This window comes from Acinetobacter sp. YH12211 (genome assembly GCF_013418015.1).
Classification (GTDB): domain Bacteria; phylum Pseudomonadota; class Gammaproteobacteria; order Pseudomonadales; family Moraxellaceae; genus Acinetobacter; species Acinetobacter towneri.
This window is the reverse complement of sequence record NZ_VPCW01000026.1, coordinates 1-22,292: the sequence shown is the minus strand read 5'-3', so window position 1 is coordinate 22,292 and position 22,292 is coordinate 1. Positions and strand designations below refer to the sequence as shown.

The window sequence follows — 22,292 nt, the reverse complement described above, 5'->3', positions numbered from 1 at the left end:
GGATAAATTTTTTCAAAAACATATTTTTCCGCACTTGCTGAATCAAGTCATGCAAACCCCATCCTTAATGGATTTGCGACGAGAGCTTTTATTGAGCGTATCGGGAGAAGTTTTGGAAATTGGCTTTGGCACAGGTTTAAATTTACCTTTTTATCAGGGTGTAGATACCGTGTATGCATTAGAACCCAATACAGTAATTTTCCAATTTGCGCAGGAACCAATTGATGCAACACCGTTCGTGGTTGAGCAGATCACCGCAAGCGCAGAACAATTGCCTTTTGCAAGTAATCAATTGCAGCATGTGGTGTCCACGTGGATTGTGCAGTATTCCAGACCTAGAACAAAGCCTACGAGAGATTTATCGCGTCTTACAACCGGGCGGCACTTTGCACCTCGTAGAACACGTTTTAAATCGACAAAACTTAAATATTCAGCGTTTGCAACATCTGCTCACACCAATTCAAAAGAAAGTTGCAGATGGCTGTCACTTAAACCGTGACATTGAAATTGCCCTACTCGAAACTGGTTTTGAATTGGGTGAAGTCCAATATATTGATATTGCAGGCATTCCAAGTCTTGCACAGCGCATGTTATTGGCGCGAGTACATAAACCTCTTTAATCACAATCCTCAAAATCAATCCGAATGGTTTCAAAACGCAGTCTGCCCTGCTGAATGGCCTGCGCAATTGCTTGCTGACCTTTGGTCAAACGTGCGCCACCACTTTTAATATCAATTAGGACGATTGCAATATCTTCGGCATGCCCATTGCCATCCCGATAATCGGTATAGCCATCAAACACGATATAATCAACAGGATCACCTAAAAATTTGGCATCGCTCGGTAAATACTGAAATTCGGGCATAATCGGTGCTAATTGCTCTGCCATTTTGCCTTTCAGTACCGCACGACTGGTATTTACACTGCGCTTTTGTGCCTGCAATAATGCCTGCTGATGTGACAGTTCAATTTCTGCAATATATTGTTCATACTCGGCTTTAATCCGTCCATTGCGGCTATTGCTTAAAATTAAGGTGGTCAGCACCACGCCTATACAGGCACCTATCAGCATCGCCATCCAGATTGACATAAAACCTTCCTAAACCTTTTTTGCAGAACTCGATACGACTTTTGTCAACTGTCATATTCCGAGCACAAAACAATGATATGCTAGGGATGAGCAGATTAAAATCGATTCGAGGGTCATGAAAACTATATTAATTGCCAACCAAAAAGGTGGCTGTGGAAAAACCATTACGGCTATTAGTTTAGCATCTGCGCTTGCACAAAAAGGCTATAAAGTTGCTTTGGCGGATGCCGACAATCAAAAATCTGCGCTGCAATGGTTAAAACAACGACCAGAAACAGCCGCTCCAATTCAAAGTTTAGATTGGCGTCATGAAAAGTCGATTGGCGATGCACCCAAAAACATTGAATATTTAATTATTGATGCACCTGGTGCGTTATCGGGTGAGCATGCCGAGCAGCTGATTAGCGAAGCACATGCCATTATCACACCTCTACAGCCTTCATTTTTTGACATTGACTCCACCCGTCGCTTCTTAAAACACTTACAAGACATTAAGCGGATTCGTAAAGGCAAAGTCCAAATTTTGCTGTTGGCCAATCGGGTCAAACCCAACTCTGCCAGCTCTAAAGATATTCAGGATTTTTTCCAGAAAATCGAGCAACAGCCTGTGGCATGGATTTCAGAACGTGCAGCCTATGGACAATTGGCAATGCAAGGTTTAAGTATTTTTGATAAAACCCAAAAAACTTATCTGCAAATGCAAGATCAATGGCAGCCTGTACTGAATGCCATTGTAGATGACCCTGCTCAATGGTTTTAAAGCCTAGAATCGCCACCGTTTAGAACTTATTCACCAGAACTTACCAAGCTCTCGTTTTCGGGAGCTTTTTTTTCAGTTAATATGGCACATGACCTTAGGAATGTTTCAGTGAATTCAGTGCAACAGTACGCGCCAACATTACAAAAAATTTTATTGTTTGGACTGTTTTTTGTCCTGATCTTTTTGGGTTTTCACATACTCAAATATTTTATTGTTCCTGTTGTTTGGGCAGCAATCATTGCCTATATGAGCTGGCCACTATATCAGTCGGTGCTACGTTTATGCGGTCATCGTCCTACGCTTAGCGCAGCCTTAATGATGCTGATGGTCACGTTGGTGGTCGGCATTCCACTCACCTTTGCCATTTTTATTCTGCAACATGAAGGTCGTAATTTATATTACGAATTACAAAAACAGGTCTTTTCTGGGCACTTAAATGTCCCTGATTTCATTCGTAATTTACCCATTATTGGTAAAGAAGTGACGCGTACCCTTAAAGAAATTAATCACGACCCGAACAGCATTGTGCAATCCATTTCCTTATGGATTCAAGGGCATTTGAATTACGGTAAAGTGGTGATTAATGAAGTCAGCAAAAACCTGATCAAACTGGGTTTTGCCCTGCTGTCATTATTCTTTTTCTACCGCGATGGTCACACCATCTTGCATCAAGTCAGCAAAGCACTAGAAATGGTGATTGGGCCACGTATTCATCACTATTTAGATACTATTTCTGAAACCACACGTGCTGTGGTTTATGGCGTTGGACTCACTGCAATTGCGCAGGCTTTACTCGCAGGCGTGAGCTATTTTGTCGCTGGGGTACCTAACCCAATGGTGCTAACCATTGTGACTTTCTTATTTGCCTTAATTCCGTTTGGCCCACCTTTAGCTTATGGTTCGGTTTCGCTGTGGTTATTTAGCCAAGGGCATACCATGGAAGCCATTGGCGTGATGGCATGGGGCGTATGTGTGGTCAGCACTGCCGATAACGTGATTCGTCCTTTGGTGATTTCAGGTGCAACTCAAATTCCATTCCTGTTAATCATGTTTGGAGTTTTAGGTGGAATTGCCAGTTTTGGTCTAATTGGTCTATTTATTGGCCCTGTGATTTTGGCCGTGTTACTGGCCATTTGGCGTGAATGGTTGCATGAAAACAACCAGCCCGAAGCTTTAATGTTGCCCAAAGCCACGCTTGCGCATGATCTCCCTGAAGACGATTCATCATCCAATTCAAAGCTTGATTAAGCTGTTTTACTGATCATATTGCTCACATGGCTGTGTTGATCTGAATAAATCAGCTCAACACAGTACATACATACTACTACGCAAACGTTGTATTGTAACGGAGCTAACTTTGCTTCAATCAAGACATCCCTAAATATTATGCACAACAAACAGGATGTCTTTTATGCGCTCAATACTCAAATTTGCCAGTCTTGCTGCTTTTAGCAGCCTAGTACTTATGGGTTGCAGCACCACCGCGACCACACAACAAAAATCTAAAATCTTAAAATGCATGCTGTTTCAGCACAAGGGATTGGCAAGGAATTAGGTACGGTTGAACTGCGTGACAGTGCAGCAGGCTTAGTCATTCACCCCCAACTCCAACAATTCCCTGCAGGCGAACGAGGTTTTCATATCCATGAAAAAGGTTCATGTGCAGCAGCAGAAAAAGATGGAAAAATGGTTGCTGCTTTGGCAGCGGGCGGACATTTTAATCCCAAAAATATCCCGAATCATGGTACACCGCTGACAGGACATTTAGGGGACTTACCGGCTTTAAGTGTTGCAAACGACGGAACAGCCAAAGTGACTGTGATTGCACCCCGTTTAACATTGGCACAAGTTGAAGGGTTGGCCTTGATGATTCATGCAGGCGGTGATAACTATGCTGACCATCCAAAACCATTGGGCGGCGGCGGTGAGCGAATTGCCTGTGGGATTATTTAAGCGAGCATGATGCATTTTCAATAAAACATTTATTACCAATTGTGGATAAGTTAAGGGTTATACACATGCCTTTCGACTTATCCGCAAAAAGTAAAATTTATCTTTTTGAGGATTATTCTCAAACGACACTCAATGCAGCTCTTCTTGCTTTATATCGGTCGTATTTCATAACCACACTTACTCGTTTTTGAATAACTTGCTACTATTTTGCACAAAATTAGCTCAATTTTGCAGCCATCGTATCTAGCTCATCAATGTGCAGAGCTCCCAACAGCTCGTCTTTGCGATTGTCACTATTTGCGCTACACTGCTGTTTTATCGACATGAAAAAGATTTGGGCATGAACATTAAAACATTACGTTGGGTTGGGTTCCTAGAAGGTATTTCATTCTTATTGTTGTTATTTATTGCTATGCCCATGAAATATATGTTCGATAACCCAATTTTAGTGAAATATGTAGGTATGGGACACGGCGTATTGTTTATCGCATTTTTAGTGGTGCTTTTTGTGGTTTGTGAAAAACAAAAATGGTCTCTTAAAATGTTTATTTTGGGCTTAATTGCTTCAATTTTACCTTTTGGCCCATTTGTTTTTGATGCTAAATTGAAAAAGATGGAACAACCAGTACAAGCTTAATCTGCAAGTCCTTTTCAGCTTTCATCATATTACACATTTTCTGAAATTTAATTTATAAATCAAATGTTTGCAAGGTGATGCCACATCACCTTGTTTTATGATGCAGCTGAAAAATTTAAACCCTTAAAATCTGCCCTGCAGCAACTCGCTCCTGCATCACCTGTTTAAGCATCATGCGTGGCAAACTAAACCAAAGCGTTATCAACACCAAACAAGCCAAACTATACGCCCAAATATCAAACCGCATATATAAAACACGTACGAGTTCAATCACAATAAAAAAGCACAGCATCAATAGCATTGAAACACTAGCAGCAACAGTACCTTTAGACACTTCCGATGACATTAAGGCGAAACGGTATAAGACTGAGAAGCTCATTCCCTCACCAAAACTGATCAAGCTCATACCAATCACCAAACACCAAACAAAATAACTTTGCCAAATTGCCCCCAATACGATCAGCACACTACCCAACAACATTAAAGGTAAACCAATCAAGACTGTTTTTCCTAAAGGTAAACGGTCAATGACTTTCATCAGTACCAGATTGCCTAAAATCAAACCACCCAAAACAGGAAACTGCGCCAAACCGTATTGCAGACTACTAAAGCCTAACTCTTCCACCAACATCACAGGAGATAACGCAATCCACAACATTAAAGGCATGCTCAATAAGGGCAGCGCCAATGTCAAACCTAAGAATCTGGTATTTTGAAAAACTTGTTTAAAATCATCCCATACATCTCGAAATGGAGGTTTGGGAATACGCTGCTGATTTTCAGGCATTTTGGCTTTCAATCCAAACCAACTCAAAAATGCCAACAGTGCTATGCCGATAAAACCCCAATGCCAAGAAACATGCTCAATCATAAATGCACCTAAGACTGGGCCGAGCAAGGGAGCAAGTAAAGACACGTTCGCCATGAGTGCCATGACTTTAATTGCATCACGTTCTGCAAAATTTTCCTGAATAGCCGCATAACCGACTGCACTAATGACTGACAAACCAAAACCTTGAAAAAAACGAAGAACAAGGAAGCTTTCAATATTCTGAGTCAATAAGATCAATAAACAGGTTAGGGTAAAAAATGCCACGCCGCCCAATAATACTTTTTTGCGTCCCAAACGGTCAGAGAGTGGCCCCAATAACCACGCCACACAAGCACCGCCAAGCAAATAAAATGACATGGACGAAGCTGCCCATGCACTACTGACACCAAAATCTTGTGTGATGGCCAACATTGCGGGTTGAACCAAGTCATTGCCAATATAAACTGCGAACTCAAACAAGACCAAAGCCAAGGGAAACATGAGTGTGGCACGTTGAATGGTATTTTTTTGCTGCTGTGGCATGAGTTGTAAAGGACTAAACGATGCAAGTCAGCCACGTTTAGCCCATAAAATAGAAAATTGAACTGCAGTTTAACAGAGTTGAATGGCAAATTTGTGGCGCTTTTTTTTAAGCCCGTTAAATAAATTGCGGCACTTGATGTGACATCAGACCAAGTTAGGCATCACCTCCTTCAGCGGGTTAAGGCGATACAGTATTGCCCAATTCATAATGTGAAAATACCGAAAGCACAGGATAAAAATCACCCACGGCAAAACGGCTATCATTGCGGTGTAGAAATGCTAGCGTTTTGATGGACATGCTGCGCTCACACGTTTTTGAATCGAATGAAGTCATCCTAAATAAAAGCTGTGGATAACACGAGTATTATCCACAGACGCTTTGTTGCATTTTTAGAACATCATGCAAGATTTACCTAAGCCCTACAGCAATTTAAGGACATTTTTTGCTTTGGAAAGTCTTGGTATTTTTACCACGTGCGCATAAATAAGCGGTTTGCACATCGCCCTGCTGCCATTGTCCATTAATATTTTTAAAGTGATAAATACTACGAATTGAGCGCACCGAATCATCCATTAAGCCTGTTTCGGTAATTTTTACTTCTGCCGCAGTTGGTGCTTCGACACGGTTAAAGTATTGACGAATTTCAACGGTAGCCAATTCTTTACGCAAATCTGGACGTTGTTTGAGTACCTGCGCCAAAGGTGTTTCTGCAGGCGTAACTTGTGAAATAATATTCTGTGTAGTCGCACAGCCTGACAATAACGCAACACCCAATGCGGAAACCGTGATTAAACGCAACATAACTCCTCCAAAATGTTGATTATTATTTATGCTTCTATGATGCCTTGTTCGAGCAGAAACGCTAGAACAGAAATGTAAAATTAAAACAGCGGCATAAAAAAACGCATCACGAGGATGCGTTTTTCAATTCACTACAATTAATTTGCTACATCTCATTCACGAAAATCTGACCACGCGAATAAATGAAAGGCGCAATGAATTACAAATCAAATAATTTGCCTGGATTCATAATGCCTTGAGGATCAAACACTTTTTTCAGCGCTTTCATATATTCAATTTCTTCAGCCGAACGTGAATATTCCAAATATGGTTTTTTGGTCATGCCTACACCGTGTTCTGCAGAAATAGAACCATCATATTTCTTCACAGTATCAAATACATACTTATTTACCACCTGACATTTGGCAAAGAATTCGTCTTTGCTTAAATCGGCAGGTTTAAGAATGTTCAGGTGCAAGTTACCATCACCAATATGGCCGAACCAGCAAATTTCAAAGTCAGGATAGTTTTCTGCCACAATTGCATCAATTTCCTGAATAAATGCAGGAACATGAGTAATCAATACTGAAATATCGTTTTTATATGGAATAAACGGTGCAATCGACTCAGAAATGTCTTCACGCAAACGCCATAAACTTTCAACTTGGTCTAGGCTTTGGCTCAATACGCCATCCATCACCCAGCCTTGTTCCATACAGTGTTCAAAAATTTCCATCGCCTTGTCCATAATTGGCTCAAATGGCGCTTCAAATTCAAGTAACACGTAAAATGGACATTCGGTTTCAAATGGACGTTGCACATGACCATGATCCAAGACTTTTTGCATCGCCAATTCACCAAAGAATTCAAATGCAGTCAGATCAATTTTAGCTTGGAAAGCATGTAATACAGGCATCACCGAATTAAAATCAGGTACGCCCAACACCATCACTTGCAAATCTTGCGGTTGGCGTTCTAGCTTAATTTCAGCTTCGGTCACTAAGCCAAGTGTGCCTTCACCGCCAATAAATAAATGTTGCAGCGCATAACCTGTTGCGTTTTTGATCATGCCTTTGTTCAGACGCAGGATATCTCCTTTGCCTGTTACCACAGTCAGACCCAACACCCAGTTACGGGTCATGCCGTATTTAATGACTTTAATACCGCCCGCATTGGTACCAATATTACCGCCAATTTGTGAAGAACCTGAAGATGCAAAATCGACTGGATAATACATGCCTTGTTCTTCGGCATAGTTTTGTAGTTGCTCAGTCACCACACCCGCTTGCACACGTACCATACGGTCTGCAGGGAAAAATTCCAAGATTTGGTTCATCTTGTCCATGCTGACTACAATTTCACCATTGGCTGCCACCGCACCCGCAGATAAACCTGTACGTCCGCCCGATGGAGTAATGGCCACATTAAACTGATTCGCCAGTTTTACAATGGCTTGTACTTGCTCTGTGCTTGATGGAAAAACGATGACCGATGGGTTCGGATCAAAATGCTTTGTATGGTCACGACCCCAGTTTTGGAGGCTATCAGCATCCGTTTTAATACGGTTTTCACCGACTATTGCCGTTAATTGGGTCAATAACTCAGGGGTTAAAGCGACTGGAGCATTCATCGTTTGCAGACCTAGCAAGAATTAAACAGGAAGAAAAGCGACTGTCTGCATATCTTGATCAATTTGAAGATGAAGATACTGCAGACTAAATATGTGCATCAAAGCAACAGCGTGGGTTGGCTTTCATGTGCGCCGCTTATTATAAGCGATTTTTTTGAAAAACCTGTGAATATTGGCAATTCCGATAATATAACGTGGTAAGAACAGGGTAATTTTGGGCAATATTTCTGAAAGAGATTATATCTGACAAAAAATACCTGCACTCTTGGTCATAAAGGAAATGTATATCGACCCATCTCCTATGTTATCATACCGCCACTAAATTTGGCCTTTGTAGCGGAGCCGTAATGAGCCAACATCTTTCACTACCTAAAGATAAAATTCGTTTCTTGTTGTTAGAAGGCGTACACCAGAACGCAATCGACGTGTTAAATGCAGCGGGTTATACCAACATCGATTATCGTAAAACAGCGCTTGAGGGCGATGCGTTAAAAGAAGCGATTAAAGATGCGCATTTCATCGGAATTCGTTCACGTACACAGCTAACTGAAGAAGTTTTTAAAGCTGCGAACAAACTAATTGCGGTAGGTTGTTTCTGTATTGGTACAAACCAAGTGAACTTAACTGCAGCAATGGAACGTGGTATTCCAGTTTTCAATGCCCCTTATTCAAACACCCGTTCGGTTGCAGAATTGGTATTGGCTGAAGCAATTTTATTGCTACGTCGCGTACCTGAAAAATCAACCGATACACATGCAGGTGGCTGGAACAAGTCTGCTGTAGGTTCATTTGAAACACGGGGTAAAACTTTAGGTATCGTGGGTTACGGTTCAATCGGTTCTCAACTTTCAGTATTGGCTGAAAGCTTGGGTATGCACGTCATTTATTATGATGCTGTGACCAAATTACCGTTAGGTAATGCACGTCAAGTTGGCTCTATGGGCGAATTATTGGCAAATGCTGACGTGGTTTCTTTACACGTTCCAGATGTACCCTCTACCCGCAATTTCATGGCAAAAGAACAATTTGCACAAATGAAAGAAGGCGCAATTTTCATTAACGCGGCACGTGGTACTTGTGTGGTGATTGAAGATTTGGCAGATGCCATCAAGTCTGGTCATATTGCAGGTGCTGCAGTTGACGTATTCCCGAAAGAACCAAAAGCCAATGGTGAAGAATTTGTTTCCCCACTACGTAACCTACCAAACGTGATTTTAACACCGCACGTGGGTGGTTCTACCATGGAAGCGCAAGCGAACATTGGTTTAGAAGTGGCAGAGAAATTTGTTGCATATTCAGATAAAGGTATGACTTTGTCTGCAGTGAACTTCCCTGAAATTGCATTGCCATTGACTGAAGGCAAGCACCGTTTATTGCACATTCACCAAAACATTCCAGGTGTATTGTCTAAAATCAACAACTTGTTTGCTGAACACGGCATCAACATCTCTGGTCAATCACTTATGACCAAAGGTGATGTCGGTTATTTAGTGATGGATGTTGATGCGACTGCATCTAAAGAAGCACTAGATACTTTACACGAAGTTGAAGGCACAATTCGCGTACGTGTCTTGTTCTAAGACCACACGCTGATGCTACAAAAAACCACAGTCTTAGCACTGTGGTTTTTTATGCCTGATCTATGAGTAACCTTGAGTTGCCACAGCCCTGTATTTTTAAACTTGCTATAATCTGCCTGACCTTCCCATTTCCACACTGTTGAGTATTTTTCTGCCCCATGCCAAACGCCCAACTCACTGCGGTGTTGTTCATGGTTTTATCCATGATCTCCTATCAAATCAGTGCTTCTTTTGCCAAACAATTGTTTCAGGTGCTTGACCCGCTTACTGTGACGATTTTGCGACTGTGCTTTGCCAGTGTAATTGTGGCAATCATGTTTCGCTCATGGCAAATTCTGTCGCGGCTCGCACATTTAAAATGGCGTGATTTATTGTGCTATAGCGCAGCCTTGGGCTTAATGAATATTCTGTTTTATCTGTCTTTGGGCAAATTGCCACAAGGTATTGCGGTGGGTTTAGAGTTTGTCGGGCCTTTGGGCTTAGCTTTATTGTCCATTCAAAACCGTAAAGATTATGTCTGGGTATTGTTGGCGATTTTAGGCATTATTCTTATGGTGCCTTGGGGACAAGCGCAGGGAGATCATTTTAGTCTGTTTGGTGCAGCATGTGCCTTAGGTGCAGGATTGTGCTGGGCTTTTTATATTTATTTTGGACAAAAAGTGGTGCAACAAAATATTGGCATGCACGCACTGACCATCGCTATCAGTATTTCGGCTTTGGCTTTGATTCCCTTCGGACTGTATAACAATGCCCCCGCACTGTTTGAAACCCAGTATTGGGGTAAGGCGCTTGCCATTGCAGTACTTGCCACGGCCATTCCTTATGCGCTGGATTTACAAGCCTTAAAACAACTCAGCAAAATGAGTTATGGCACACTTTCCAGTTTATCGCCTGCTTTAGCCGCACTGACAGGCTTGGTATTGTTGGGTGAGAAAATTACTTCACTGCAATGGCTCGCCTTATGCTGCATTATGTTAGCTTCGGTCGGTGTTACTTTTAGAGCAGTAAAAAAATCCAAACAGCCGCAGAATGTTTAAATCAGAATAATGCTTAAACCAAACTGTCTTTAGACATCTGTTGGTATTTTTCATACTCTGCCAAATATTGCTTGGCTAGACTTTGTTTTTGCTGTTCAGACAAAATTTTGCCTGCCTGCTGAAAAAAGCCATGTTCTTCTTCTTTTAAATGATGATGCACTTTATCTGACAGTTGCTTTGCAATGGCCAACCAACCTGTGTTGCTCATTTCAGTTTCGGTTAATTGTTCAAGTAATTCATCCATTTGATGATGCTCTGCCAAAGCATGGCGAGTGATATTTAAACCTGCGTCAGTCATCATTAAGGGAATATAAAAATAGCGATCTTCTGCCACTGCATGCGCAAATAATTCATTTTTAAGTTGTTCAAATATCGCTCTACGTTCAGGGCTATCACCTGAAGTTTGCGTCAGTTGGTGGGCTAAATTTCGTTGAATGTCGTGACTTTGGCGTAAAGCTTCAAAAATATTCATGTGCAGACCTCTGTTTTTTACCCATGCGCGGCGAACAGATTGATAAAAATCTACTCGCACATCCACATCGGTTTTGGAGTCAGTTTTTTAATTTCGTTTTAATCCTCTAAGTACTGTATAGAGGATCAATCCAAAATCCTGCAACTATTTGTATAAAAAGCTTTAATTCACTTACTCACTTTATTCAAGTTATGTATCTGAACAAAGCTTAGAGATTTAAAACCCGTTTCGGTACCAAGCGCTTTTTATCTGTAACTTCAGCCAAACCTAGACACTTCTCACCATCAAAGACCAACACTTGCGCTGCTGCAGGATGGTCAATATTACTTTCCATGCCATGACTAAAATATTCAGCGCGTCCTTCAGGAACTTGAATGTGTAGAAAATGCTGTACAGGTGCATACGCAGGCAGCAATAAAGCCTCACGTTCTGCTTCACTTAAACTTTCCAAATATTCAATGCTATAACTCGGAATCAAGTCAAAATGCCCCGTTTTAATCCGATGCAAATAGGTCAAATGTCCATAAGTACCCAAGGCTTTGGCAATGTCTTCACCTAAAACACGAATATACGTGCCTTTAGAACAAGTTACATCCAAAGTGATGCTCTGTTCTGTAAAAGACAGCAATTCAATGGCATAAATTGTGACTGGACGCGCTTCACGTTCAATTTCAATGCCTTGTCGCGCTAATTCATATAACGGACGACCTTCTTTTTTTAAGGCAGAATACATGGGCGGAACTTGCATAATATCGCCCTGAAATTGTGCCAATACCTGTTCAATGCGCTCTTGGCTCAATGCAGGTACAGCCTGCTGCAACAGCACTTCACCCTCAACATCTCCTGTGGTGGTGCTGTGTCCCAATTGAATGGTAGTTTGGTAGCGTTTCACCGAATCGAGTAAGTAGTGCGAAAACTTGGTCGCTTCACCCAAACAAATCGGCAGCAAACCCGAAGCCAATGGATCTAATGCTCCTGTATGCCCTGCTTTTTGCGCCCGATATAGCCAACGCACTTTTTGCAATGCTGCATTGGAACTGATGCCCAAAGGTTTATTCAATAAAAATACACCACTAATGGCACGACGCTGGATTTTAGCCGCAGATGATTTCATAGCACACATAGGTCAAAGCAAAACTGCGTCATGGTAACAATCTGCCGCGATAAATGACAACATTTCTAGAACAGCGATTTACTTTTATGGCATATTTGGGGCTTAGGATTAAAAAAATAAAATGGATATACAGGTGCATTGGAATGCAGAAACATAAAATATGGATTGTTTTAGGCGTAGTGATACTGCTCATTTCAACTTTGGTGTATTGGCTGATGCCACAATCAAACTCCCCCGATACATCACCCCAGCAAAGCTCAAATGATGAAACATCTCAAGCTTTGAGCATGCAGCAAGCCATGCAAAATAACCCTGCTGCAAATTTTTTAAGCCCAAGTCAGCAGGACACCGAAGTCAATTGTCAGCTTAAACTGGATGCAAGTAATCGTCTGATTGTGAATGAGCAAACCCGTAACTGTTTTGAATATTTTATTACCCAATATGGCGAAAAAAGCATTGAACAGATTCGTGGTGATTTTAAAAGCTATATTCAACAAGGGCATAAAGAGCCTGCCTTATCGCAAATTTTAGATTTATGGCAGCGTTATTTGGACTATCGCAATGCGCTTGGACAACTGCAAGCACCGAATTTAAATCAGGAAGATCCGCAATATTACCGCAGCATTTTTAGCAGCATGCAAAATCTGCGTAAACAATATTTTTCTGATTATGAAATTGAAGGTTTATTTGGTACGGAAGATGCCTATCACGAATATACCCTAAAGCGCATGGCAGTCATGGATGATAAAAAATTATCTGAAGCTGAAAAAGCACGACAATTGCAGGAATTATTTAAACAATTACCTCAAGATTGGCAAGAAAATTTAGAACAGCTGAACACCTTGCAAGATTTACGCAGCTTGACTGCGGCAATTAAAGCACGTGGTGGTTCTGCTGCTGAAATCCGCCAAATGCGTTTAAATCTGGTTGGTCCAGAAGCAACCCAACGTTTAGAACAATTAGATGGGCAACGCAGTCAGTGGAAATCACGAGTAGAGGATTATTTAAGTGCGCGTGATCAAATCATGCAAAGTGGAATGAATGATCAAGCCAAGCAACAAGCCGTGAAACAATTACGCGGACAGCATTTTCAAAATCCACAAGAGCAATTGCGTTTAGAAACCTTTGAACAGGTACATGATCAAGGTGGAAAATTACCTTTTGCTGACTAACATATCTACATAGGAAACTGGGGCATTCAACATGCCCTATTTTTATGCCTGAAAAGCTGTTTTAGTACAAACTCACCACAACGATTTAATATACAAATGTCTATAAATATTAAATAGATATCAATATGCATGTAGATTTACAAATCTCTGGGACAATGCGCAATAACTGTCCCCAAATGATATGTTTTTTCTAAATTACGCATGAAAAAATACCTGAGCGTACAAAAAATAGTCGAGGATGACTCACAATAATGTGCCGTAACCAACGGCAATTTGCATATCTGAGCTTTCAGGAGGGAAGCGAAGCCACCACTTCACTTGTAATAAAAATAAAGAACACAGGATTGTTTTATGACCATCATCTCTAACATACGGGCAATTACATTGGCTGTCACTGGCTGCTTGCTCGGTTCAATGGGTGTCGCTCAAGCTGCTCCAAGCGTGTTGCCTATTCAGGAACAGGCCAAATCTGACTATGCCAAAACCAAATATCCATTGCTCATGGTACACGGCTGGCTCGGATGGTCACGCATTGGCAATGAAACCTTTAATATGGATTATTGGTATCAAATTTTGCCAGATATGGCACGTAATGGCGCAACCGTATTTGCCGCACAACTCTCCCCTGCACACCGTACTGAATTTCGAGGTGAGCAACTGATTGCCCAAGTCGAAGAAGTCATGGCAATCACTGGCAAATCCAAAGTCAATTTAATTGGTCACTCACATGGTGGCCCAACAGTACGTTATGTAGCTGCGACCAAACCTGAATATGTGGCATCAATTACGGGCGTTGCAGGTACATTCCGTGGCTCCAAAGTTGCCGATGATATTCAAAATAATCGTTTATCACGCACCGCGTTTAATATTTTAGGCGACTATATGGTGGCGCCTCTCATTACTTGGGCGCAGCAACAGCCAGACATGCCTGTCGATTTTGATGCATCGATGGCTTCTTTAACCGAAACAGCGTCTGCAGATTTTAACCGTCGTTTTCCAACCACAGCCTTGGCCGCAAATTGTAGCAGCAGCGGTGCCAAAGTAGATCGCGGGATTCATTACTATTCATGGACAGGTGTAGCACAAGCCACCAATTTACTGGATATTGACACTGTTTTAATGCAACTCGGCCCACTGTCTTATGGCAATTTAGACAACGATGGCATGGTCGCACGTTGTAGTACCCACATTGGACACGTCATTCGTGACAACTACCGACTAAATCATACCGACCTTGCCAACATGATGTTTGGCTTAACGGGCTTGTTTGCACCTGACCCAGTTGCACTGTATCGACAACATGCCAACCGATTGAAATTACAAGGTTTGTAATAGTAAAGCTCATTTCAATCTTGGCAAAACCATCTTCCTGTGCTTGAAACTCAAGTGCAAGAAGTTCAATAACCATGAATCATTCAGAACTTGCAATCTAGCAAATTTCCTGAATAATGATATTTGACAATAGATATTGTCATGCTAGGAAAGCACAATAAAATAGAGGATGTTATATGAAATATGGATTATTCATTGCAGGCTTAATTGCGGCTAGTACCTTCAGTACCGCGCACGCATCCAATGCAGAACAGGTCAAATCTAACTTCGTGATCTCCAGTTATGCCAAAACCAAATATCCGATTGTGTTTACTCACGGTATGGCAGGCTTTATCAATATTGGTGGAGATCAGTTAGGTGTCGATTATTGGTACCAAATTTTACCCAATTTAGCACGTAACGGTGCTAACGCTTGGGCAACCCGCGTATCTCCATTTAACTCATCAGAAGTTCGTGGCGAACAATTGGCACAACAAGTCGATGAAATTCTTGCGATTACAGGCGCAAGCAAGGTCAACTTAATTGGTCACTCACATGGCGGACCAACCATTCGTTATGTAGCAGGTGTAATGCCATCTAAAGTAGCTTCACTCACTGCGGTAGGTGCACCAAACAAAGGTTCACCAGTAGCTGACTTTATTTTAAAAGTACAAGGCACACCACTTGAACAGCCATTAATTGATATGGTCAATTTAGTGTCTAAAACCATTACTTGGGCACAAGGTTTAGATCCAAATAGCTATCCACATGACTCATTGGCAGGTGCCAACAGTTTGAGCACAACAGGTTCAGCACAATTTAACAGCAAATTCCCAATGGGTATGCCAACGACAAGTTGTGGTGAGGGCGCTTATCAAGAAAAAGGCATCCAGTTCTATTCATTTACGGGCAATACGGCTGTCACTAATTTACTTGATCCAGACTCAACCATGTTGGCGACCAGTTTGTTGATTGATAATGGTCGTGATAATGATGGTTTGGTATCACGCTGCAGCGCCAAATTTGGTAAAACCATTCGTGATAACTACTATTGGAACCACTTAGATGAAGTCAATCAACTCTTGGGCATGAAAGATATTTTTGCACCAGATCCTGTTGATGTATATCGTCAACATGCCAATCGCTTAAAACTACAAGGTTTATAAACTCAAATAGCAGACATAAAAAATGCGCCTAAACGGCGCATTTTTTAGCTGTAAAGCAAAGTTAAAATTAACCTTGTTTACGTGCTGGTAATTTCTCACGAATACGTGCAGCTTTACCAGACAATTCGCGTAGGTAGTAAAGTTTAGCACGACGAACGTCACCACGACGTTTCACTTCGATTTTCGCAACGATTGGAGAGTGAGTTTGGAAAACACGCTCAACACCAACACCGCTAGAAATTTTACGTACTGTGAACGCAGAGTTCAAACCACGGTTTTTCTTCGCAATTACAACACCTTCAAATGCTTGAAGACGTTCACGATCACCTTCTTTTACTTTTACTTGAACGATAACTGTATCGCCTGGTGCAAAAGCTGGGATGTCTTGCTTAAGCTGTGCATTCTCAACAGCTTGTACTAAAGGATGCTTACCACTCATGGGGTATCTCCAATATGTGTGGGTCAGAAGAGGTCTGATTTCCACTGGGTATAGAGGCTAAAACGCATAGACCCGATTGACTTTCCCTTTATGCCTGACCGCTTCAATGCATAAAGAGCCTATTTAAAAACTACAAACACACTGTCTGTAGCAATTTTGCTTAGACAAACCGATTACTTGGTCTGTCCTTGCGAATCTTTTAGCCATTTTTTTTGCTGCTTGCTCAACTCAACTTTTTCAATCAACTCAGGTCGACGCTCTAAAGTCCGTTGATAACGCTGCAAAAACCGCCATTTTTCAATATTGGCATGGTGTCCCGACTTTAGTACTTCGGGGACATCCAAACCTTCAAAATGGTCTGGCTTGGTATATTGTGGGCAATCTAAAAGACCATCCACAAATGAGTCTTGCACATGAGATTGCTCATCAGACATAGCACCTGGAAGTCTCCGAATAATACTGTCCAACAACACCATTGCAGGTAGCTCCCCACCCGATAAAACGTAATCTCCAATTGACCATTCCTGATCAACATAGTTTTGGATTAAACGCTCATCGACCCCTTCATAACGACCACACAATACAATTAATCCATCATATTCAACGAATTGTTGTACTGCAGTTTCGTTTAAGGTTTTACCTTGTGGCGACATATACACCACAGGTACATGAACTGCTCCTGCTTGCTGTGCAAGCTGTTTGGCATGCTGGATTGCTTGCGCCAAAGGCTCTGCCATCATCACCATACCCGGACCACCACCAAATGGACGTTCATCCACCCTTTTGTAGTTGCCCTGTGCATAATCACGTGGATTAATGCAATGAATTTGCATCAATTCACGTTTTGCTGCACGTCCGCTAATACCGTAAGCTGTAATCGCTTCAAACATTTCAGGAAAAAGCGTAATGACTGCAAAAAACACCGCAGACTCCTCTATTTTCCTGCTCTGCGAATCCTGAATGGATTAATAATCTACGCCCCAATTTACGTAGATGCGACCCGCTTCGAGATCAACGCGTTGTACCACATCTTTATGCCATGGAATCATACGCTCTTCGCTATCGACGCTATCGGCAGTTGCGCGAACTACCATCACGTCATTGGCACCTGTTTCAAACAATTCATGGATTTGACCGAGGTTTACTTCTTGTTCGTCATCGTCCAGACCTAACACTGTTAGACCTTTTAAATCAGACCAATAATACTCGTCCACGCCTGGTTGAGGCAGTTGCGCTTTTGAAATCCAGATATTTGCGCCAACCAAGTTGTCTGCTGCGGTACGATCACTCACACCTTTTAAGCTGACCACCAAGCCTTTGCCATGTGGTTTCCAACGTTTTACATCTGCGACTTGCCAACCTGCTTTGGTTTCGATGTACCAAGGCAGGTAGTCAAATATATTGCTCATTGGTTCTGTATTGGAATAGACCCAGAGCCACCCATTTAATCCATAAGCTGAACGTAGCTGTCCAATCTGAATACGATCTTCGGGCACATTCTGTGTTGGTGTCATGGGCTACCTACTACTACTTAATTCATTTAATTATGCAGCAGCTGCAGCTTTCTTCGCTTGAGCAGCTAAAGAAGCAACACGTTCAGAAGGTTGAGCACCTTGTGCAACCCAGTGAGCAAAACGGTCAGCATCTAAACGAAGTTTTTCTGCTTTACCTTGAGCTGTTGGGTTAAAGAAACCGATACGTTCGATGAAACGACCGTCACGTGCATTGCGGCTGTCAGTTACAACGATTTGATAGAATGGACGCTTTTTAGCACCACCACGAGTAAGACGAATAACTACCATGATACAACCTTATAGTTTTTACGGATTATCCCTGTATCGACCATCGACACATTTCAAACCCCTTTCATAGAGGGCAATATTTTACGTGAAATTTGCCCTGAATGAAAGATCAAAACGTATTTATCCGCAGATTTGAATTTATTTGTCAGACCAGGTAGAACAAGTGTCTGTTGCTACAGGTGAATCTTTACCTTTAAACCAGCATTGTCGCCCTGTTTGATCGAGGCTCAAGCCGCCATTCCCTTTCTGTGCCCCTGTAGAAGTAGGTAAGGCAGATAACACGTATGCTTGATTAGATGCGTCAATTACCAAATCAATATTATATAAAGCTTGATGACTTGGAAACGTACCGCTTCCTCCAATACTCGCCAATGTCGCATTTCTATAACTGTGATTCATTGCCTTATAGCTTTGTAAACGCTGTGCCAGTTGCATTAATTCAGTTTGAACTTCTACACGATTAGCACGTACTTTATAACTATTATAAGAAGGCAAAGCGATTGCAGCCAAAATAGCTATGACAGCAACAACAATCATCAGTTCAATTAGTGTAAATCCGTTTTCATGATTACCAACTCTCATTATTTGTCGTCCCACAGGTATATGTAGATACCATATCTGGAGTACGTGTTTGACAACGTACACCTTCACTGGTCAATAATAAATCATAATTACGCGGCTGTTTTAATGTTGTGCCAGTTTTAGCACGCTCAACCCGTATCACCCAGTTTAAACCACGCACAGAACTTGAATCTGCGGTTTCATTACCATCTGCGCCTCTTTGTATAGACAAAGGCTTCTTTGTGGCTAAATCCAATAAAGTAAGGTTGAATTTAGTATCTGAACCATCTACAGGAATTGCTAAAGTACCTGTGGATGGTGCATAACCTGTATATAAGTAGGTTGCATCAAAACCTTTATAGCTGAAGTTTTTAGCTTTGAATTTTTCTAGCTCTGTCGCTATTCGCAATGCTTCCTGCTTTGCTAAAGCAAGATCTTTACGCTCAATATATGCGGCATAACTCGGAATCGCGATGGCTGCAATGATTGCGATCACAACGACCACAATCATTAGCTCAATTAGGGTAAAGCCTTTCTTGAATTGCATACTCCCCCCTTAACGCGACTCATACCAGCGCATTTGCTTGAGTTTTACCTGTGTATTAAACAGCTGGCATTGTGGCAAGTTTTTATTGGCAGGTAAGCTACAATCCAGTGCAGATGGCTCATCACGATTCACCACTAGACTCACGGTATTAGCATCATTTTTAAAGCCTTGACCTAAACCTGTACCCAGAATACCTGCACCGAGTTTCACACGATTTGCTTTGTTGCCAGAACCCGAATAGAAATCGCACTTTCCTGTAGGTAAGCAATATTGATACAAGTAAGGGTCACCCGCTACACCTGCACCACAGTTACCACCAATACCAGTACCATCTCGGTCATACACATTGACATAGAGCATACCATCTAGGGCATACAGGTCATTCATACCTTTATAGCGTCCCACATTATCACTATCAAAGTACGCTTTCCAACCACCATTTAAAGTATTATTTTGACCACGACGTGGCACACCATTATCAAAGTTAAGTTCGGTTAAAGTTTCATCATGAGTATTTAGCGAAGTTGAAGATTTATATAAGTCCTGACGTGCAACATCATTGTCATAAACCACAAATACAGCATCGTTTGCACTGACAGTAGAGTTTAAACCTGCTAGTGGTGAACTACGATTACCTGAACTGAATGCCACTACAGCAAAGTAGCTATCATCATCTTGATGAATAGAAACACTCGGCATTTCATAGAAACGAGGACTCAGACCAGAACCCTGATGCTCTGTAAACAAACGAACCGCACGAGTTACAAAGTTAGCTGTATCTGTTGCTCGATTATTAAAGTCAACACGGAATGCTTGCCCACCTAAATCACCAAAATAGATATGATCTGTTAAACCATCTCCATCACGATCAATGGCATTAATTTGCGAAACAACGCTGTATTTTAACTCATTGTTTTGAGTAAAACGGCTAGCACCTGTTTTTTCACTATCACTCGCCCACCAAAGCAAATCACCATTGTGTGCATCAAACATATACACACCATTACTTTTGGTTCCACTTGGATTTGCATTATGAGTTTCATAAACTGGGTCGTAACCACCACCTACAAACATTACAAGTTTGCGCGTATCGCCCCAATTCACATAAGCGAGAGTCGGTTTTGACCAACTTTGCCCCATTTGTTTGAGTGCAGCAGAAGCATTATCAGCATCTGGGTTAATATGAAATTTTAGTTCAGGCTTTTCAATGTCAGTTAAGTCCAGCGCATAGTAACTTTTACCCCCCATACGCAAACCGCCATACACCCACTGCATACCAATCAGGTTCTGCGCATTTTCTTCATCACTTGCTTTACGCCCAGAATCTTTCACCGTTAATGTTCCATCACTTTTTGAAACATATTGGGTGTGAGCTGTCCAAGGGCCGTCTACACCATAAAATAAGTTGTTCTTACCCGAACCTTCATATTTGCCACTACCTATAAATGCATTTTTTTGAGTTTTCATCATTTCATGCGGTACAAAAGCAAATACTTCTTTACCTTCATCATCCACCACATGTAACGCGCCCTGCGTAGAACCAAACATTAGATAATCTTTACGGCCGGTTGTAGTCAACTTCCCATCTGCAACCGTAATTTTTCCTTCTTGGGTCAGCATGACTGGCGTAGAGTGCATCACGCTTCCAAGCTCTCGGTACTCTTCTTTACTGGTTAAATCAGCTAAACTCGCAATGCTCTCTGTAATACCTACATCATAACCTAGGAAATTTAACCAATAGTTTTTATCGGCATCATACTTAAATTTGGCAATTTCATTATTCTCTGCAAATAAACTCAATAAACTCACTTGTGCCAAACGATCACCTGAAACAGCAGTTTTATCCTGTTTAATCACTCGATTGGTGAATACTTTACGTTTTGAATTTTGCTCGCCATTTGCGGCAACTAAAGTGCCCAGTGGTAATTGACCTTTAACACCATTGGTCCATAAACCTACGGCATCTTTGTTGAGAGCACCCGTACTTAAAATTAAGCGTTGTAAGTTTTTATCCACCAACTCGCCATTTCTTAAGTTATATTTATTTAAATTCCCCGCCCAAAGTTGTGTAGTTTCACTTGGCTTTGGTTCAAATGCCGCATAATAACCATAGGGTTGTAATTGTATTGGGTTTAAGCTATGGACAGGAATTGTCGGGCTACCTGTTGCAATAGGTTCAAAGTCTGCCCCAGCTTTTTTTACAAAATCAAGAATACTGTTTTTAATATCTTCTGAGTTTTCAGCATAGTAGAATCCACCATCACCATATTCTGCACTACCCCACAAACAGGCATTTTTTGCATCTTGATTTGGTGCACTGTCACAATCATAAGTACCATTCGCTTTTTTAGTAATACCTGCAAAAGATGAACCAAAACCAACTACCGCTGTTTTGATACTCATATCTGCAGGGTTCTTTTGAGTGTTGGATAATAACGTACGATTACGCAATTTTTTCGCGTAGGCACCTATATATTCCCAACCACCTGTTTCACCCGCAAATAGATTAGATTTTAGCGGTACGGGCTTTAGTACATCACTACTATTAATATCAGGTCTGCCTGAAAAAGCATAAGTGCCATTGGATAATGAGTGATTCATAATCGTGCGTGCCATAGTGTCTTTAGTCGAGTTTGGCGCACCGTCTGTTAAGAAATAAATTCCGTTACCATCACAACTTTTGGTACTTCCACCCGCTGCATAAAGATTGCCATTTTTTGCCTCATCAACAGAATAAATAAAACCACCAGCATTATCTATGTAAGCGTCCGCTGAACACACCTTCTGAATTCATCCTATAAGCCTTAATTTAGTCCCCACTTAGAAACAAGTGGGGACTTAAATTTATGACTACAAATAATCAGACATCCATCGCATCTCTTGCGA

General features: G+C 41.5%; 22 protein-coding genes and 3 pseudogenes. 10 read left to right on the top strand and 15 right to left on the bottom strand.

All coding sequences use genetic code 11. The features are described from left to right. The first annotated feature begins 49 nt into the window (after positions 1-49). A pseudogene (locus FTU98_RS11165) lies at positions 50-620 on the top strand (class I SAM-dependent methyltransferase). Here the strand turns inward: FTU98_RS11165 and FTU98_RS11160 are convergent. Further along, complete coding sequence (locus FTU98_RS11160) at positions 617-1,090, bottom strand: Holliday junction resolvase-like protein (protein ID WP_004974557.1); 474 nt, start codon at positions 1,088-1,090, stop codon at positions 617-619. The pseudogene FTU98_RS11165 and the gene FTU98_RS11160 overlap by 4 nt on opposite strands. Before the next feature lie 115 nt (positions 1,091-1,205). Between FTU98_RS11160 and FTU98_RS11155 the strand changes: the two genes are divergently transcribed. The 4 genes and pseudogenes from FTU98_RS11155 (at position 1,206) to FTU98_RS11140 (ending at position 4,440) form a co-directional block, all read left to right on the top strand. Then, positions 1,206-1,850 carry a ParA family protein gene (locus FTU98_RS11155; RefSeq protein ID WP_004974554.1) on the top strand — a complete coding sequence of 215 codons (645 nt, stop codon included), beginning with the start codon at positions 1,206-1,208 and terminating at the stop codon, positions 1,848-1,850. A gap of 108 nt (positions 1,851-1,958) precedes the next feature. Next, complete coding sequence (locus FTU98_RS11150; RefSeq protein ID WP_131260611.1) at positions 1,959-3,098, top strand: AI-2E family transporter; 1,140 nt, start codon at positions 1,959-1,961, stop codon at positions 3,096-3,098. A 163-nt stretch (positions 3,099-3,261) separates the two neighbouring features. Beyond that, positions 3,262-3,803, top strand: a pseudogene (gene sodC / locus FTU98_RS11145) (superoxide dismutase [Cu-Zn] SodC). 340 nt (positions 3,804-4,143) lie between these two features. Then, a complete protein-coding gene (locus FTU98_RS11140) occupies positions 4,144-4,440 on the top strand; it encodes a DUF3817 domain-containing protein (protein WP_004974548.1) in 297 nt (98 codons plus the stop codon). Between the two features lie 115 nt (positions 4,441-4,555). On the opposite strand, the gene FTU98_RS11135 is transcribed toward FTU98_RS11140, so the two are convergent. The 4 genes and pseudogenes from FTU98_RS11135 to FTU98_RS11120 form a co-directional block, all read right to left on the bottom strand. After that, the gene (locus tag FTU98_RS11135) at positions 4,556-5,794 is read right to left on the bottom strand and encodes an MFS transporter (RefSeq protein ID WP_180051421.1); all 1,239 of its coding nucleotides are present in this window, start codon (positions 5,792-5,794) and stop codon (positions 4,556-4,558) included. 181 nt (positions 5,795-5,975) lie between these two features. Further along, a pseudogene (locus FTU98_RS11130) lies at positions 5,976-6,086 on the bottom strand (pirin family protein); the annotation flags it as partial. Positions 6,087-6,224: 138 nt separating this feature from the next. Then, complete coding sequence (locus FTU98_RS11125) at positions 6,225-6,596, bottom strand: hypothetical protein (protein WP_004974545.1); 372 nt, start codon at positions 6,594-6,596, stop codon at positions 6,225-6,227. 199 nt (positions 6,597-6,795) lie between these two features. Then, positions 6,796-8,205: an FAD-binding oxidoreductase gene (locus FTU98_RS11120; RefSeq protein ID WP_154320282.1), complete on the bottom strand. Its 1,410-nt coding sequence runs from the start codon at positions 8,203-8,205 to the stop codon at positions 6,796-6,798. Between the two features lie 347 nt (positions 8,206-8,552). Here FTU98_RS11120 and serA point away from each other — a divergent pair, with 347 nt between their 5' ends. Next, entirely contained in the window at positions 8,553-9,785 is a 1,233-nt protein-coding gene (serA, locus tag FTU98_RS11115; protein WP_180051420.1) for a phosphoglycerate dehydrogenase, read from the top strand. Positions 9,786-9,834: 49 nt separating this feature from the next. On the opposite strand, the gene FTU98_RS11110 is transcribed toward serA, so the two are convergent. Continuing rightward, on the bottom strand, positions 9,835-9,990 hold the full coding sequence (locus FTU98_RS11110) for a hypothetical protein (RefSeq protein ID WP_162164694.1): 156 nt from the start codon (positions 9,988-9,990) through the stop codon (positions 9,835-9,837). On the opposite strand from FTU98_RS11110, the gene FTU98_RS11105 reads away from it, so the two are divergent. After that, positions 9,944-10,822 carry a DMT family transporter gene (locus FTU98_RS11105; protein ID WP_004974539.1) on the top strand — a complete coding sequence of 293 codons (879 nt, stop codon included), beginning with the start codon at positions 9,944-9,946 and terminating at the stop codon, positions 10,820-10,822. The two genes, FTU98_RS11110 and FTU98_RS11105, sit on opposite strands and share 47 nt — an antisense overlap. 13 nt (positions 10,823-10,835) lie before the next feature. On the opposite strand, the gene FTU98_RS11100 is transcribed toward FTU98_RS11105, so the two are convergent. Both FTU98_RS11100 and truB read right to left on the bottom strand, forming a co-directional pair. Next, positions 10,836-11,294: a hemerythrin domain-containing protein gene (locus FTU98_RS11100; RefSeq protein WP_178319395.1), complete on the bottom strand. Its 459-nt coding sequence runs from the start codon at positions 11,292-11,294 to the stop codon at positions 10,836-10,838. Positions 11,295-11,502: 208 nt separating this feature from the next. Next, positions 11,503-12,408: a tRNA pseudouridine(55) synthase TruB gene (gene truB, locus FTU98_RS11095; protein WP_180008976.1), complete on the bottom strand. Its 906-nt coding sequence runs from the start codon at positions 12,406-12,408 to the stop codon at positions 11,503-11,505. A 143-nt stretch (positions 12,409-12,551) separates the two neighbouring features. Here truB and FTU98_RS11090 point away from each other — a divergent pair, with 143 nt between their 5' ends. From FTU98_RS11090 to FTU98_RS11080, 3 genes are all read left to right on the top strand, one after another. Beyond that, positions 12,552-13,580, top strand: a complete 1,029-nt coding sequence (locus FTU98_RS11090) for a lipase secretion chaperone (protein WP_179989063.1) — start codon at positions 12,552-12,554, stop codon at positions 13,578-13,580. Between the two features lie 414 nt (positions 13,581-13,994). After that, positions 13,995-14,912 carry a triacylglycerol lipase gene (locus FTU98_RS11085; RefSeq protein ID WP_225531238.1) on the top strand — a complete coding sequence of 306 codons (918 nt, stop codon included), beginning with the start codon at positions 13,995-13,997 and terminating at the stop codon, positions 14,910-14,912. Positions 14,913-15,088: 176 nt separating this feature from the next. After that, entirely contained in the window at positions 15,089-16,057 is a 969-nt protein-coding gene (locus FTU98_RS11080) for a triacylglycerol lipase (protein ID WP_180051419.1), read from the top strand. A 67-nt stretch (positions 16,058-16,124) separates the two neighbouring features. On the opposite strand, the gene rplS is transcribed toward FTU98_RS11080, so the two are convergent. The 7 genes from rplS to FTU98_RS14090 all read right to left on the bottom strand — a co-directional run bounded on the left by rplS (position 16,125) and on the right by FTU98_RS14090 (position 22,187). Continuing rightward, entirely contained in the window at positions 16,125-16,496 is a 372-nt protein-coding gene (rplS, locus tag FTU98_RS11075) for a 50S ribosomal protein L19 (protein ID WP_004974529.1), read from the bottom strand. 173 nt (positions 16,497-16,669) lie between these two features. Beyond that, positions 16,670-17,419 carry a tRNA (guanosine(37)-N1)-methyltransferase TrmD gene (gene trmD, locus FTU98_RS11070; RefSeq protein WP_154320275.1) on the bottom strand — a complete coding sequence of 250 codons (750 nt, stop codon included), beginning with the start codon at positions 17,417-17,419 and terminating at the stop codon, positions 16,670-16,672. A gap of 42 nt (positions 17,420-17,461) precedes the next feature. Beyond that, a complete protein-coding gene (gene rimM / locus FTU98_RS11065; protein ID WP_180051418.1) occupies positions 17,462-18,010 on the bottom strand; it encodes a ribosome maturation factor RimM in 549 nt (182 codons plus the stop codon). A 30-nt stretch (positions 18,011-18,040) separates the two neighbouring features. Continuing rightward, a complete protein-coding gene (rpsP, locus tag FTU98_RS11060; protein ID WP_004974526.1) occupies positions 18,041-18,298 on the bottom strand; it encodes a 30S ribosomal protein S16 in 258 nt (85 codons plus the stop codon). 138 nt (positions 18,299-18,436) lie between these two features. After that, the gene (locus FTU98_RS11055; protein ID WP_180051417.1) at positions 18,437-18,880 is read right to left on the bottom strand and encodes a type IV pilin protein; all 444 of its coding nucleotides are present in this window, start codon (positions 18,878-18,880) and stop codon (positions 18,437-18,439) included. Continuing rightward, entirely contained in the window at positions 18,867-19,406 is a 540-nt protein-coding gene (locus FTU98_RS11050) for a type IV pilin protein (protein WP_180051416.1), read from the bottom strand. Before FTU98_RS11050 ends, FTU98_RS11055 begins: the two co-directional genes overlap by 14 nt. A gap of 9 nt (positions 19,407-19,415) precedes the next feature. Then, positions 19,416-22,187 (bottom strand): pilus assembly protein, encoded by a 2,772-nt coding sequence (locus tag FTU98_RS14090; protein ID WP_373885915.1) that lies wholly within the window; start codon positions 22,185-22,187, stop codon positions 19,416-19,418. Positions 22,188-22,292 lie beyond the last annotated feature (105 nt).